This window comes from Fervidobacterium nodosum Rt17-B1 (assembly GCF_000017545.1).
Taxonomy (GTDB): domain Bacteria; phylum Thermotogota; class Thermotogae; order Thermotogales; family Fervidobacteriaceae; genus Fervidobacterium; species Fervidobacterium nodosum.
This window is the reverse complement of record NC_009718.1, coordinates 1751847-1766911: the sequence shown is the minus strand read 5'-3', so window position 1 is coordinate 1766911 and position 15065 is coordinate 1751847. Positions and strand designations below refer to the sequence as shown.

At 36.4% G+C, this 15065-nt stretch carries 13 protein-coding genes and 1 pseudogene; 6 read left to right on the top strand and 8 right to left on the bottom strand.

Translation table 11 applies throughout. From position 1 onward, the window contains the following. Positions 1 to 5: 5 nt before the first annotated feature. The 8 genes from FNOD_RS08425 to FNOD_RS08390 all read right to left on the bottom strand — a co-directional run bounded on the left by FNOD_RS08425 (position 6) and on the right by FNOD_RS08390 (position 9256). On the bottom strand, positions 6 to 1259 hold the full coding sequence (locus tag FNOD_RS08425; RefSeq protein ID WP_049751033.1) for an ATP-binding protein: 1254 nt from the start codon (positions 1257 to 1259) through the stop codon (positions 6 to 8). Between the two features lie 129 nt (positions 1260 to 1388). Then, positions 1389 to 3380 (bottom strand): glucodextranase DOMON-like domain-containing protein, encoded by a 1992-nt coding sequence (locus tag FNOD_RS08420; RefSeq protein ID WP_011994750.1) that lies wholly within the window; start codon positions 3378 to 3380, stop codon positions 1389 to 1391. Between the two features lie 353 nt (positions 3381 to 3733). Then, positions 3734 to 4993, bottom strand: a complete 1260-nt coding sequence (locus FNOD_RS08415) for an IS110 family RNA-guided transposase (protein WP_011993258.1) — start codon at positions 4991 to 4993, stop codon at positions 3734 to 3736. A gap of 70 nt (positions 4994 to 5063) precedes the next feature. Then, positions 5064 to 5585, bottom strand: a complete 522-nt coding sequence (locus FNOD_RS08410) for a cation transporter (protein ID WP_011994749.1) — start codon at positions 5583 to 5585, stop codon at positions 5064 to 5066. A 13-nt stretch (positions 5586 to 5598) separates the two neighbouring features. Then, positions 5599 to 5973, bottom strand: a complete 375-nt coding sequence (locus FNOD_RS08405) for an ArsR/SmtB family transcription factor (RefSeq protein WP_004103228.1) — start codon at positions 5971 to 5973, stop codon at positions 5599 to 5601. A 316-nt stretch (positions 5974 to 6289) separates the two neighbouring features. After that, on the bottom strand, positions 6290 to 7861 hold the full coding sequence (locus FNOD_RS08400; RefSeq protein WP_011994748.1) for a recombinase family protein: 1572 nt from the start codon (positions 7859 to 7861) through the stop codon (positions 6290 to 6292). A gap of 1 nt (position 7862) precedes the next feature. Next, positions 7863 to 8279 (bottom strand): recombinase family protein, encoded by a 417-nt coding sequence (locus FNOD_RS08395; RefSeq protein WP_004103225.1) that lies wholly within the window; start codon positions 8277 to 8279, stop codon positions 7863 to 7865. Positions 8280 to 8284: 5 nt separating this feature from the next. Continuing rightward, positions 8285 to 9256 (bottom strand): recombinase family protein, encoded by a 972-nt coding sequence (locus FNOD_RS08390; protein ID WP_236938446.1) that lies wholly within the window; start codon positions 9254 to 9256, stop codon positions 8285 to 8287. Between the two features lie 15 nt (positions 9257 to 9271). On the opposite strand from FNOD_RS08390, the pseudogene rho reads away from it, so the two are divergent. The 6 genes and pseudogenes from rho to FNOD_RS08360 form a co-directional block, all read left to right on the top strand. Continuing rightward, a pseudogene (gene rho, locus FNOD_RS08385) lies at positions 9272 to 10078 on the top strand (transcription termination factor Rho); the annotation flags it as partial. Between the two features lie 46 nt (positions 10079 to 10124). Beyond that, entirely contained in the window at positions 10125 to 10988 is an 864-nt protein-coding gene (locus tag FNOD_RS08380) for a sulfide/dihydroorotate dehydrogenase-like FAD/NAD-binding protein (protein ID WP_004103198.1), read from the top strand. Next, a complete protein-coding gene (gene gltA, locus FNOD_RS08375; protein WP_004103199.1) occupies positions 10979 to 12382 on the top strand; it encodes an NADPH-dependent glutamate synthase in 1404 nt (467 codons plus the stop codon). Before FNOD_RS08380 ends, gltA begins: the two co-directional genes overlap by 10 nt. A gap of 13 nt (positions 12383 to 12395) precedes the next feature. Then, positions 12396 to 12668, top strand: coding sequence for a hypothetical protein (locus FNOD_RS08370; RefSeq protein ID WP_004103200.1), 273 nt, complete (start codon positions 12396 to 12398; stop codon positions 12666 to 12668). 407 nt (positions 12669 to 13075) lie between these two features. After that, entirely contained in the window at positions 13076 to 14323 is a 1248-nt protein-coding gene (locus FNOD_RS08365; protein ID WP_011994746.1) for a radical SAM/SPASM domain-containing protein, read from the top strand. Continuing rightward, positions 14320 to 15057 carry an ABC transporter ATP-binding protein gene (locus FNOD_RS08360; protein WP_004103201.1) on the top strand — a complete coding sequence of 246 codons (738 nt, stop codon included), beginning with the start codon at positions 14320 to 14322 and terminating at the stop codon, positions 15055 to 15057. The genes FNOD_RS08365 and FNOD_RS08360 overlap by 4 nt, the downstream gene beginning before the upstream one ends. Positions 15058 to 15065 lie beyond the last annotated feature (8 nt).

Here is a 15065-nt window from a genome sequence, read left to right as displayed (position 1 = left end):
ATCCTTCATGGGGTGAATATGCTCATCTTACCAAGTATCTCTTTTAATCCACCTATCAACCCATCAACGTTTTCTTTTTTCACAGCATCCTTTATCTTTACTCCTATTCTGTTTAAATCATCTATATCCAATTCGTAATTCAATTCAAGTAACATCTGAGACAATGATTGCCCAGCGTCTATGTTTGGTATTTTTAACCCGTACAGTCCGCTGTCTATTTCCTTGTAAAATGTCAGATATCCTGCTTGAACAAGGAAAGATTTAGCAACGCTCTCTTCTATTTCTCTACTTGTCAATTCGATATATGAGATGAGTAAATCTTTTTTGAGGATATCTTCAAGCTTGACTTTCCTTGCACGTAGATAATCATGTAAAAACTTCGGTGCTCCTGAATCGTTCCAGTATACAAGAAAGCTTTTGTGAAAGAAAAACAAAAGTACCGCAAATGGATTGAACACAAAGTGTTTTCCATCGAAAGAAAAACCGCCATAGTATTTCTCAAGTTGCTCAAGTAAGTAATCCTTGCTCATATTTAACTTTTGACAAGCCATATCAATGTACTCAGGAAAATATTGAATGATTTCCTCTTGTGTATATCCAAGCATTTGAGAAAAATCTTCATGGAAAGATATATCAACAAGGTTGTTCAAAGTGGAGAACACACCAGCCTTGGTGTATTTGGTAATACCAGTGAGAAAGACAAAGCGAAGATATTGATCAAGACTTTTGATTTTTGTGTACAGTTGTCTGAGTATTTCTCTCATTTCGTGTGCCTTTTGTTTGTCTGAAATATGATCTAATATCGGCTTTTCGTATTCATCGATGAGTAAGACAACGGGTTTGTTGTATTTCCGACCTATATCCTGCACAAGATAATAGAATACATCGGAAATAGTGCCGTCAACACATGAAACATCGTAATCTTTGGCTATACGTTTTAATCTTAAGAAAAGAGAATTGTACGTATCTTCCGGTGAAGTTGTATCTATTTCGTTCATATCCAGCCTAACAACAGGAAAGCTTTCCCAATTCCATTTGTCGTATATCCATGTGCCTTCGAATAGTTTTTTCTCTCCTTTGAATAAATACTCAAGTACACTCACTGTCAAACTCTTCCCAAATCTCCTTGGTCGGGAAAGAAAATAGTATCCTTTTGCTCTTTTCACCAGTTCGTATATGTACTTTGTCTTATCCACGTATGTAAAATTTCCATTTATTAAATCTTTGAAATCTATTACACCTATCGGCAGTTCTTTCATTATTCTCACCTCTTTGTTTTGAAGTTTAAATCTCGAAAATATTATATCACTATCTCTTCTAATTCATCAAAAAAACAAAAACCTCGCTGGTTTTACACCAGCGAGGTTTTCAAATTATGTTTGCTTATGTCATTTTACCACGATTGGTATCAATGTTGCGTACGATTGTCCTGGAACATATGATTTAAGTATGTCTTCTTGTTTTTGACCTTCTGGAACTATTGTATCAAGTACGTATGGTGCAAAGTCTTTTGAATCAACGGGGTATCCACCGAGTGTCCATTGTGTTGGGTCTTTTGAAACAGGTCTGATGTGATCAGTACCATATCCGTCTTGGCTAAGTGATAAGATGTATGCTTTTATACCAGTTTTCACTTCAAGGTATTTCTTGAATACGATTATATGTATCACTTTATCTGCTGGATCGGCTTCGTATATTATAGCTTCTGGTATTTCTTTACCATCGGCTGTGGCAAAGACTATTCTATCATCTGGCCATCCTGCAACCTTTATGAAGTAATCCCAAGGTTCTTTGAATTGTACCCTTGCCCCTTCTTTGTATGTTGACGTCTTTCCACCAGCCTTTGTGTCAAGGTAAATGTTCACAAGTTGGTGTGAAAAGCCTTTTGGTGACGCCCATGGGTTGGTCATTTCAGCAAATTTGATGCTGAAAACGTACGCTTCGTCATTTTCAAGTACGGTAACTTCTGTTATGTCCCAAAGTCCTTTGTAAGGCGCAAAAGCTGGATCTTTTGGATAAACGTACGTACCAAAGCCGTAATCATCGCCAATTTTATCGGCGAATTTTGCTATCACATTTCCAGAAAGCATCGTAGGTGTCTTTATAGCTATGCCTTCTTGCGGCAGTACTTCATCTTTTCCATCAACAGAACATACGATGTAAATGTTGAAATTTTCCCCACTTTTGATTCCGAGTATATCGTATGGTATTTCAATCTCGACAACATCATCAACTGCTGATTTGAAGACATTTGCTTGGAGTATCCAAGAATCGTCTCCTGCAGCTGCGAAGAATGTACCACGTTTCCTTGTTTGCCATGTTCTCATGTTGAGTGAGAATCTGAAACCAACTGGTTTACTGAGTATTGTACCACCGGATGTTTTTCTGTTCGACGCTGTCATTTTTGGTGCGTCGGTGTAAACTTCAAAGAGAACATTTTGTCCAACGTAATCTCTAGCTGGTTTGTCAAGTACAACTGCCACATATGCTGCAGTTGATGTTCTTGCAACGTAAATTTCTTTCAATGTTGAACCTGTAAATATGGCAGTTGATTTTTCTTTTTCGGAAAGTTTCCCGTCTATTTCGTATTCAACACTTTTAACAGTATTTTCCTTTGGTAATTCTACTTTAGCTGGCTCTTCCTCCTGTTTGACTCTTGGTGCTCCAACTTTTAGTTGTCCATCTTCCTTCCAAACTTCAAATATCCCGTTCTTTCCACCAAATCCATCGTCAACAAATGCAGGTGCGTTTGGGTCAAAGAGCCAATCTTTTCCATCAACAACAAATTTGTATTGATACACACCAGGTGTGAGCTCCAAAACAGCTTCCCACCATCCATCTCCTGAGCTGTAGCATTCTGTATCGTTCATGCTCCAGTTGTTGAACGACCCCGCAATAAAAACGTACCTTGCTTCGGGTTTGTAAAATCTTATAACAACGTACGTGTTATCTTCTATATAAAAGTTTTCTTCTCTTTCCGTGTTGATTTCAACTTTTTCTTTAATTTCTGTAGCTGGAGCAACGATAACTAGTTGATCATCCTTGAGTGCAAGTGTAAAAACACCATTTTTCCCACCAAATCCGTCATCCGTGTAACCTGGAGCGTCTGGGTCTTCTTTCCACACTTTTCCACCATCGATAACAAATTTGTATTGGTATGTTCCTGGTTTAAGCTCAAGTTCGGTAACCCACAGATCCCCTTCTCTTCTCATTGGGTTAGCGTTTGTTGACCAATTGTTGAATGTACCGGCAAGATGCACCGTATTTGCCTGAGGATAGTTGAATGTAAAGACAACTTTGTTCCCTTCAATTTTCAATGCCGCAAGTGACAATACAGAAAGTATCAACACCATCAAAGCAAAAAACTTAATCTTTTTCATACCCTTCCCTCCCTCTTCAAAGAAATATTTTTGATTAGCCTCCTGAAATACGTTTTTTCTTATTTTTTCAAAAAATTCTTACTTCCCTTTCTTTTCCAAAAGAGTTTATCTAAAATCTTAATAATTTTAATTTTTTATCTTTAATGAATTAATTCATTATTTTTATGTCGCTTTATTCCTTCTTAGATTATTTTTTTTAACTACTTCCCCACCATTTTCCCTCAAACTAACCCTCTTATGCCCACCTGGTTTGTTCCACACTCTCACATTCCTTCGTCCTATTTGAGGTATGGTGAGTTTGCTTATTCTCGTATCCTGGTTACTTTCCTAATGGAGGTGACCGGCTTTCTCACCTATACATATACTCTCTCCGGTTCATATCTTGTCTTGCTTTTCACTAACTTGAATATTATCCTTATCATTTTCAATCCTATTGCTATCAATGCTTGTGTCTCTTTTAATGGATTTTTTTCTCTTTTCCTCAGTTTTAAATATTTTTCCATTATTTCACGGTTATGTCTTATCACCGTTTTTGCCATCAAGTATATTATTTTCCTCAGTAACGGCCGCCCTCTTTTTGTTATCCGCGTTTTTCCTTTGTGTTCTCCAGAACTTTCTTCGTACAGGTTCAATCCAGCTAATTTCCTTATTTGTTTCCAGCTTTTAAACCTGCTTAACCCTCCTGTCTCTCCTAATATCGTGGCTGTCATTACCGTTCCTATCCCTGGCACACTTTCTATATATTCCCCTTCTTCTGTTTCTTCTATCATTTTTTTCATCTCTTCTTCTAGCTCTTGAATTTGTCTTGTTAATAGCTCTATTTCTTCCAATAGCATCCTTAATTTCATTTTCGCACTTTTTTGCCCTGCTCTTACTCCTACCGATTCTCTCGCTGCTTCGTATATCTTCCGCGCCCTACTTTTCCAGTCTTTCCCCTTTGTCGATTCTTTCAATACACTTTCTATTTCTTCTACTCCAACTCTTAATATCTCTTCCGGAAATGGATAGGTCTTTAATAATTTCATCGAACCTTCCGAAAATATGTTTTTGTATATCTTCTCATACTCAGGAAAGTATTCGTCTATTATAGCTATTACAATATTTTTTGAATTTTTTCTCTTACTTACTAATTGTTCCCTTGTCGTGGTTAATACTTTTAACTCACTATACACATCATTTGATAAATGCATATCGAAATATCTTCCATCTTTGATTAATTTGGCTATTAATCCTGCATCTTTCTTGTCATTTTTACTAGGTGAGTTATCATCAAATTCTTTGCTTTTCTTCACATGATATGGATTTACTCCAACAAGATAATTTACTTGCTCGTTAGATTTCATTTGCCAAGCTAAAACCTTCCAATAATGCCCTGATGGTTCCATGCCTAAGATTACGTTGTTTAACCCTTCCTTTTGCTTAATAATTCTTATTTTTTCCTCTAACATTTTAATACCATCTATGGTATTATTAATCTTGAAAGGGCTAATCAAATCAATTCCACGATAATCAGTCATCCTAACCCAATGATTTCTTTTAGCAACATCAATACCGACAATTAGAGTGTCTTGAGAAATTCTTGAAACTTTTGGATTAACATACTTTTGTTCCATGGTATCGCCTCCTGATTTTAGTGTGATGGGGTAATTATATATTATCAGGAGGCGATACTTTTTTCAAAATCTATTTTTCCTTACAGGAATGCTCTTCATTATTTTCTTTTACGTTGGCCTTAGATGTATTCTCCTCAAAAATGACCTTTACATCTGGCTCTATTTTCTTTACTATGGCTTCAATCTTCTCATTTAACTCAGAGCGGTTGACTTTCGGACTTATTTCCAGTGTTAGTTTCTTCGAAACAAAATCTACTGCAGCAAATTCAACTCCTTCTAGACCGCTTATTTCTTTTTCTATTTTAGCTGCACAATTCGCGCAGCCAAGTCCTTCAAGTATTAATACTTTTTTATTGCTCTTGTTAACGGATTTTTCTTTCACTACCACATCCGGTTCGTGCTTGTGCACTATGGTTTTAACTTGCTGTAATATATTCTTATACTCTTGCTCTGATTCAATTTCTAAAGTCAATGTCTTGTTCATGAAGTTCATATAGGCTTTGACTCCATTTAATTTATTAACCTCATCTTCAATTTTAGCTGCACAATTTGCGCAATCTAAACCTTCTAAAATTACTTCCTTCTTTAACATTACTGACCCTCCTTTACTTACTTTCTTCTGAAATATGAATTAATCCCTGGTCAAATATTTGCTTTACATGTTCATCTTCAAGAGAGTAGAATACAATCTTTCCTTCTCTTCTGCTCTTTACTAGTCCAGCCTGCTTTAAGACTCTTAGCTGATGTGAAATTGCTGATTGGGTCATATTTAATAAGAATGCAATATCGCAAACGCACATCTCTGATTCATCTAATGCCCAGAGTATCTTAATTCTTGTTGAATCTCCAAAAACTTTAAATAGTTCTGCTAGATCATATAGAGTTTCTTCTTGAGGCATTTTTTCTCGCACTTTATTTACAATTTCCTCATGTATTACATCACAGTCGCATCTTTCAATTGGTTGAATTTTTTTTGCCATATTTATATCACCTCCTTATCATTCAATTGAACACTTGAATAAGCTTTCATATATATTATAAACCTCAATTCTCCGTTTGTCAATAAAAACATATGAGTAATTGTTCAAGTGTGTTTATCTTTTAGCTTTACGGTCAAGACCGCCACCTCTAAGCGCAGCGTAGGTGGGTTTTAATCAGGTGGAGTAGACTCTCCATCTGATTCCCCGATGTTTCAGCTTGCTGAAACGAGTTCACTTATTAGATTATCCCCAAGTATAAATAGAAAAGAACCGCCCATCAAGAAGTATTTCTCCTCAATCGGCGGTCAAATTCGTTTTATTTTTCTATATCAATTTCTACACCAGATTTAAATTCAATAGTTAGTTTGTCATCATAAACCGTTATTTTCTCTATAAGTCTCCTTACTAGTTGCTCATCATACTCCTCAAGGAGGGTGGATTGTTCATTTAGGAACTTTTCCATATCTTCTAGTCTTTGCTTGGAGCCTTTTTTGCCAGCTTCTTCTGCTAAAGCCTTATGTCTTTCCTCTCTGAGCCTGTAAATCTCATCGGCTATATCGTTATAATCCTCTTTGGAATTGGCCAGTCTCAAAAGGTCTTTTTGTAATTCCTCTAGCTTTTTATCTATCTCGGAAACAACATTATTGCCCGTTTCACTTATCACTGTTTCTATATTTTCCTTTAAGATAGTTAAAAAGCCATCCTTTTGCCCTATTAGTTTATTAATTGCCTCTACCGTAGCAATACCTATCATATCCTCCAGCACGGTTCGGGAATGACAAGTTAACCCTGTATTCTCAAGTCTACTGACGCATCTCCAAACAATCGATTTTTTACCTCGATTATTCCAATGAACTCTACGGTATATTTCGCCACACTCACCACAGAAGATAATTTGCGAAAATACATGATTTGAACTAAAGTTTCTTTTCTTTCCACTAGTACTTATATGTCCTCTACTTCTACGAACTAACTCTTCTTGTACCTGCATGAAAATTTCACGCGGGATAATGGCTTCATGGTTATTCTCTACATAATACTGAGGTACGATTCCGTTATTCACAACCCTCTTTTTTGTAAGAAAATCTACCGTATAAGTTTTTTGGAGCAATGCATCACCAATGTATTTTTCATTGCTTAATATTTTCCTTATAGTACTGGTATGCCACCTTTTTTTCCCCGCTCCCGTAAGTATGCCATCAGTTTCAAGTCCTTTTTTGATTTTATCCATACTGGAGCCTTCAAGATACTCTCGGTAAATCCTTTTAACAATTTCAGCTTCCTCCGGCACAATTACTAATCGCTTATTTTCATCTTTGGTATATCCTAAAAACCTAGAACAATTGACCATTACCTCTCCCTGTTGGTATCGGTATTGGTAACCAAGCTTTACATTCTGGCTTAGTGACTGGCTCTCTTGTTGCGCTAAGGATGCCATAATGGTAAGCATAATTTCACCTTTGGCATCCAGTGTATTGATATTTTCTTTCTCAAAATATACCGCAACATTTTTATCTTTAAGTTTTCTGATGTATTGTAGACAGTCCAAGGTATTTCTAGCAAATCGGCTTATTGATTTGGTAATAACCATATCAATTTTCCCAGCCATACACTCATCAATCATTCGATTAAATTCATCACGATTTTTTGTATTTGTACCGCTGATACCATCATCAGCAAAGATCCCTGCAAATTCCCACTCTGAATTTTTCTTAATAAATTCAGTATAATGTTCAATCTGCACTTCGTAACTACTAGCTTGTTCATCGCTGTCGGTAGAAACTCGACAATAAGCAGCAACCCGAAGTTTTGGTGTTTCATCTTCTTTTCGATTGTTGCCCATGCGTTTTATTGCAGGTATAATCATTACATTTTTACTAACTGCCATCTTACTGTCCCTCACTTTCTATTAAGCTATAAACATACTCCGCTTGTGTAAAAGGATTTGTATACTTCTGAATTACTTGTCCTATGGTAAACTTCTTAGAAATAGTAGGTTTGTCTTCTTTCTTGGGTTCAAAGATTCTACCTAGCTTTTTCGCTCTCTTTACCCTCTCTGCTTCTGCTTTTTCGTAGGTCTCTTTATCAATGATGGCAGGGTAATAATCATCACCAAGATAACGTTCGTTTCTTAGCATCCTTCCAGCAGTTCCATGATAAGCATCTATTCCAGCAGTCTTTGCTGCGACCGATAAAGAAAGGCCTGATAAGTATCCCCTATACAAACTCCTAACCTTTTCAGCTTTTTCTTCATCGATAACTGCTCTACCATTCTCTATCCTATAGCCGTAAGGCGTATGTGCCACTTTTCTCACATCCTTTCCCTTAGTGTGATTCCGCATTTTAAAATGAAACCTATCTCTACTCTTGAGAAGACAATTATTTTTTCAACATAATCATTAAAAAGTTGGTCGTTAAAGTCACTTAACATTTCAGCCTTATTTGTAAATTTTATTAAGTTACTGACTTCCTGCACCTTTGATAATTCTCCATTTAAGGCATGAATTAATGCTTCTTTTTGCTCCATATAGTTGTTTGCTTCCATTTGCAGTTCATTGTTTTCTCGATTAAAAAGGGCAGGTTCTAGATATCCCTTCGCCATAAGCTTTACAAGCAGTTCTCTCTGTTCCGCGTTTTTTTCAATTTGCTTCTCTAATTCCTGAATTCTTGAAAGGTTATCAGACTTGTTCATTCCACGTAAAGCCTCTAATAGTGGTTGTAGAATAAGTTTTCTGCCGAAAATCAGCTTATTCATCATCGTAACAAATGCCTTCTTTATATCCTCATCTCGAATAAACTGCATGGAACATTCTGTTATCTGCTTTAAGTGTTTGCTACAACACCAGGCTACGTATTTTCTTGCACCAGATGAATGAATTCGCCTTTTAAAGGTACTACCACATTCCGAGCAAATAATTTTTCCAGAGAAAGAATACCGGTTTTGGTATTTATTGTTACGCTTTTCTATGCCCTTTTCTTTTGCCCTTTGATTTAAGGCAGCTTCTACTGCTTCAAATACTTCATGGCTGATAATTGCCTCATGGTGATTTTCTATTAAATATTTATTTTTCTCACCATAATTGGTGCGCTTATTAAATCGGGAATCTGTATAAGTTTTTTGCAGTATAGCATCCCCAGTATATTTCTCATTTTTTAATATCCCTCGAATTGTAGTAGCAGTCCAACGAGCACCTCTTTTAGTAGGTATACCCATTTGATTAAGATCATCTGCAACTTTCTGTGTACCTTTGCCCGATAATACTTCTGCGAAAATATACTTCACGATTTCTGCCTGCTCAGGGTTTACCACCAAAGGTTGATTGACTTGTTCACACCGATAGGTAAAGGACAAAGGGGAATGATCGTCGCTCCACCGAAGACCGGTAAGACCACGATACTCAAAGAAATTGCCAACGGAATTGCAACTAACCATCCTGATACAATTAGAATCGTATTACTCATCGATGAACGACCTGAAGAAGTTACAGATATCAAAGAATCGGTAGATGCAAAGGTTATAGCAGCCCCGTTTGATATGCCTTCCGATAAGCAGATAAAAATTGCTGAACTTACGCTTGAAATGTGCAAAAGACTTGTTGAATATGGAAATCACGTTGTTGTGCTCCTTGATAGTCTTACACGACTTGGAAGGGTTTATAACATAACCGTTCCACCAAGTGGTAAACTGTTGACTGGTGGTGTTGATCCGGCTGCACTTTACAAACCCAAACATTTCTTCGGTGCTGCAAGAAACACAAGAGAAGGTGGAAGTTTAACCATCATCGCAACCGCACTCATAGAGACTGGATCGAAGATGGATGAAGTGATATTTGAAGAATTCAAAGGTACAGGTAATATGGAACTTGTGCTTTCAAGACAGCTTGCTAACAAAAGGATTTTCCCAGCCATCAATCTTGCACTTTCGGGTACAAGAAAAGAAGAATTATTGATTGGGCAAAACGAATTGAAGAAAGTGTGGATCCTTAGGCGTATGTTGAGCTCTATGTCTGAAGAAGAAGGTCTCAAACTCATACTTTCAAAATTGAAAGAAACGAAATCGAACGAAGAGTTCTTAGCTTTAATAGACGCCCAGAAAACAGTATAACAATACATTTTTTTCTTTGCTCACCTAAGTATAGGAGGAATTATCAATGAACCAAGAAGAGCTTAACAACGTGATATTGCGTAAGCGTAAATTAGCCTACGGAGTTCATGATGTCTGGATTAAAAATGATCTCATTGGTAGACAAGCTAAACCTGGTCAGTTTGTTATAGTGAGGATAAGTGAAAAAGGCGAACGCATACCTCTAACGATAGCCGAGTCCAATGGTGAAGCGTTCAGAATCGTTGTCAAAGCGGTTGGGAAATCCACATACGAACTGTGCTCGCTCAACGAAGGCGATATACTTTACGATGTAGTTGGACCACTCGGTAAGCCAAGTGAAATTAAGTATCATGGAAACGTACTAATAATCGGTGGTGGAGTTGGAATAGCCGCTATATTACCAATTGCAAAAGCGCTAAAAAGTGCAGGCAACAACATAACAGTTATAATTGGAGCAAGAACAATCCAAGATTTGATATTAAGAGATGAATTCACATTTGCCGATAAACTTTTACCAACAACAGACGATGGAAGTTTCGGATACAAAGGTAACGTGATAGATGCCATGAAAATCGAGCTTGAAAAAGAAAATTACAACGTAATTTGGTCGATAGGACCAGCTATCATGATGAAACTTTCAAGTGAAATTGCCACAAAATACAACATTCCCATTTGGGTTTCGTTGAATTCTATCATGATAGATGGTACTGGTATGTGTGGTGGTTGCCGAACGGTGATAAAAACTGATAATTCCGAAAAGATACAGTACGTATGCGTTGATGGACCAGAATTCGATGGTAGATACGTTGATTGGGATAGCTTCATCAAAAGGCTAAACCAATACAAAGAACAAGAAAAATTGGCTCTTGAAAGATATCTGAAAGAAGTTGGTGAACCTACATGGCTGTGAAAGACAGAGTCCACGTGCCAGAACAACCTGCTGAAATAAGAAAAACTAACTTTTTGGAAGTATCGCTCGGTTACACACCAGAATTGGCGCAACAGGAAGCCTCACGATGCTTACAATGTAAAATACCAACGTGTATATCCGGTTGTCCGGTCGGTATCGATATACCGGGCTTTATTAAAGAGATAGCTAAGGGTAATTTCGAAGGTTCGTATAAGATTTTAAAATCTTACAATTATCTGCCAGCAATATGTGGACGTGTATGTCCACAAGAGGTACAATGCGAGGGGTTATGCATTTTAAATAAAATTGGAAGATCAATCAACATAGGTGCACTTGAACGATTCGTCGCAGATTGGGCGGATGAAAACAACATCGAATACGAAAATGAAAATACTAAATTTCAATTCAACATAAGCAAAGCAAAAGATAAGAAAGTGGCTATAATCGGCTCTGGACCAGCCGGATTGACGGTTGCATCTGAACTTGGTAGATATGGTTTCACCGTGGATATATACGAAGCCCTGCACGAATTCGGCGGTGTATTGACGTACGGTATACCAGAATTCAGATTACCAAAATCGATAGTCAAAAAAGAAATTGCCGCACTTGAAAAACTCGATGTGCGATTTTTCAAGAATATACCAGTTGGATACGCTATATCCGTTAAGGAAATCCTCGAATCTTACGATGCCGTTTTCATCGGTGTCGGTGCTGGCACACCTAAATTTATGGGCATACCCGGAAGTGAGTTGAACGGTGTGTATTCTGCCAACGAATTTTTAACAAGGATAAACCTTATGAGAGCGTACAAATTCCCGGAGTACGATACACCTATACGAATCGGCAAAAAAGTGGCTGTAATCGGTGGTGGAAACACCGCAATGGATGCAGCAAGAAGTGCTCTAAGACTTGGTGCAGACGTCACTATAATATACCGTCGAACAGAAGCAGAAATGCCAGCGAGAAAAGCGGAAATCGAACATGCGAAAGAAGAGGGTGTTAAATTTTACACACTCGCAACACCTGTCAAGTACATCGGTGATGAAAATGGTAATTTGGTAGCTATCGAATGTATCAGGATGGAACTTGGCGCGCCTGATGAAAGTGGTAGAAGACGACCTGTTGAGATTCCAAACAGTAACTTTATCTTGGAAATGGATACAGTTATCGAAGCGATAGGTACTGAAGCGAATAAATTTCTGCTCAGTCAATTTCCAGATTTAAAGACAAACAAATACGGTTACATAATAACAGACGAATACGGTCAGACAAGTAATCCGAAAGTCTTCGCTGGAGGAGATATTGTAACAGGTTCAGCAACAGTTATCTTAGCCATGGGAGCTGGTAAAAAAGCTGCGCAAGGTATAATGAAATTCCTATCAGAAAACAGATGAAGGTGAAGATGATGTGATTTACATCGAAATACTATCTGCGATAATTGTTCTTCTAATACTCGTTGCAATAGTCTTATCAACTATCCCCATGCAAAGAAACATGCTTGAAGAAGCACTAAGGCAAGAGAAAGCCCAATTAAAAGCGGAAAATATCTTTTGGGAAACGATCGATGACACGGTTTTGAAAAACCTACCTGATACTTTTTCGATAAATTACCAAGTTGAAGTTGATGGCAACAAATACATCGTCACCATCAGTGCGGAAAAATTTCAAAGGCAAAAGTAATTGAGAAATGAACATCCCCCGGAAACACATTTAACTTCGTCGGGGGATTTTTTATATCTTATAGGTGATTTTATTTCTATTCAACGAATATGGTGTTACAGTATTGACTTTTTTTTTTTTTTTTTTTGATATAATTAAAATAACTCTGCGCAGAGTAAATCGTGTTAAAAATTATTGATTCTTACAAGGAGGTATAACAGATGAATATTTTGAAAAGATTAATCAATGGTAATGTTCCACTTGGTGGTTGTATAAATAGAAGTCAAAGATGTGCGAGCATTGAGATTAGTAAAAAATAACCTAATGGTTTAATGTTACTAGACCCGGGTCTAATATTTTATTGGATCGAATTAGAAGACTTGAATTTCAGAATAAATAACTGAAATTCGAAATAGGGAGGAACCGAAATGAGTAGATTTGTTGTAAAAATTGATAAATATGATAAGATAATATATTATGATCTTTTAATGCGTGAAATTAAGATAGTAAATAAGAACTCATTGAACACAAAATTCGAAAGTTATGATTCAGATGAAAGAATTGCATTAATGAATTATATTAATAATAAGATAAAATATTCAAACGATACTTTGTCAATAACAGATGCAATTACCTATGATTGTAATTTAAGTTGTGTATATTGCATGCAAAATGGACCAAAAATAGACAAAACCCAACTGGAAATTGAAACTGTGAAGAAAGTGGAACTTTACAGAAAACTTCTCAGTATCTTCAATCCAAAATCATTTATTATTACATTTTTTGGCGGGGAACCTTCGCTAAAAATTGATTATTTGCAGCAGGTTCTTGAACAAATTGAATCTGAAGAAAAGTTTAAACAGTTTAATATAATATCAAATGGAAATTTTGTTTTTGATGATTTGTTTTCAATATTAAACCACAGAAAATTTGGAGTTATTCAGTTGACATTAGATGGTCCAAGAGAGCTCCATAATGCAAGACGTCCACGAAAAGATGGGGCAAGTAGTTGGGACAGAATAATGGATAACATGAGTAAAATATTTTGTTATTCAAATTCAACTGTGGTGATTCATACCGTTTTAGATGAGACAAACTCTAATTTTTATTACAAGAAGATGCTAGACGAGCTCGTTGAGATATTCGGAGTGAAAGTATTATCAGAAAGGGTTATTTTTAATATTGGTTTATTAACGAATCCAGAAAATGGTGGATTATCATTAAAAGGAATCAATATTTGTCAAAAAGAGTACGCCGAAAAATACGTTGAAGCAGTCAAATCTGTGATTAATTTTGGCTTTAGGATCATCGATTTTCTAAATGTTTGGCCTTGCACATACAAAAAAGAATCCGACCTTGTCTTAGCTCCGAATGGTGATGTATACAATTGTATTTCTGGAATTGGAGTAAGTAATTTCAAAATCGCAAATTACGAAGAGATAATGTCTAACGAAGAGATATTCATTAAAAAATATGCTAATTTCTTAGAATCCATTTCTCATGATAAAACTTGTATGAGTTGTACTTTTCTTCCAATTTGTGATGGTGGCTGTAAATACAACTCATTTTTAAAGCAAACTCCGAAAGATTGTTGGAAAGAATTTTTAGAAACATTGTATAGTTCAGATTTAATTGAATTATATGTATTAAATCAAGAAAGGGTGATCGTTCCTTGAGTCTTGTTTTATTGAAAGGTGTTAGTAAATCCTTTGGAGACCAAAGAGTGCTTGAAAATGTAAGTTTGAACATTTCAGAAGGTGAATTCACCGTATTGGTAGGTCCAAACGGCGCTGGTAAGAGTACGCTTTTGCGAATCATGGTAGGTTTACTTTTACCAGATGAAGGTGAAGTGAACATCTTAGGTTTTGACGTAAAAAAGCACTGGAAAAAACTCGCAAGGTATATCGGTGTTGTGCTTGCTAACGAAAGAAGTTTATATTGGAAGCTAACGGCTTGGGAAAACCTTGACATATTCGGTGGAATTTACAATGTTCCAAAAAAGAAGCGAATAGAACGTGCCGAAGAGTTACTTAACTTTTTTGGTTTATACGATGACAAAGATAAGCTCGTTGAAGATTATTCAACTGGAATGCGTAAGAAATTGTTACTTTGTAAAGCTTTAATTCATCAACCAAAGATTCTCTTCATAGATGAGATTTTGAATGGTCTCGATGTTAACGCCGTCATTCAGGTTAATTCTTTTTTAGAAAAGTCGAGCAAAGATGGTGTGACTGTCGTTATGGTAAGTCACATACTGCACAATTTGAGTGAGGATGCAAAGATAGTACTTCTGAAAAATGGAAAAATTGAGCTTATTTCAAGGTACGGTGATATTTTCGCAAGTAAAGATGTTTACAACCAGCTTTCTGAACTCTTTTTGCAATCTTCCGAATATGCTGAAAACGAATGAAGGTGAAG

Coding starts and splice junctions, on each gene's coding strand:
- FNOD_RS08425 (WP_049751033.1), bottom strand. CDS start 1,259: ATGAAAGAACTGCCGATAGGTGTAATAGATTTCAAAGATTTAATAAAT.
- FNOD_RS08420 (WP_011994750.1), bottom strand. CDS start 3,380: ATGAAAAAGATTAAGTTTTTTGCTTTGATGGTGTTGATACTTTCTGTA.
- FNOD_RS08415 (WP_011993258.1), bottom strand. CDS start 4,993: ATGGAACAAAAGTATGTTAATCCAAAAGTTTCAAGAATTTCTCAAGAC.
- FNOD_RS08410 (WP_011994749.1), bottom strand. CDS start 5,585: ATGTTAAAGAAGGAAGTAATTTTAGAAGGTTTAGATTGCGCAAATTGT.
- FNOD_RS08405 (WP_004103228.1), bottom strand. CDS start 5,973: ATGGCAAAAAAAATTCAACCAATTGAAAGATGCGACTGTGATGTAATA.
- FNOD_RS08400 (WP_011994748.1), bottom strand. CDS start 7,861: ATGGCAGTTAGTAAAAATGTAATGATTATACCTGCAATAAAACGCATG.
- FNOD_RS08380 (WP_004103198.1), top strand. CDS start 10,125: ATGAACCAAGAAGAGCTTAACAACGTGATATTGCGTAAGCGTAAATTA.
- gltA (WP_004103199.1), top strand. CDS start 10,979: ATGGCTGTGAAAGACAGAGTCCACGTGCCAGAACAACCTGCTGAAATA.
- FNOD_RS08365 (WP_011994746.1), top strand. CDS start 13,076: ATGAGTAGATTTGTTGTAAAAATTGATAAATATGATAAGATAATATAT.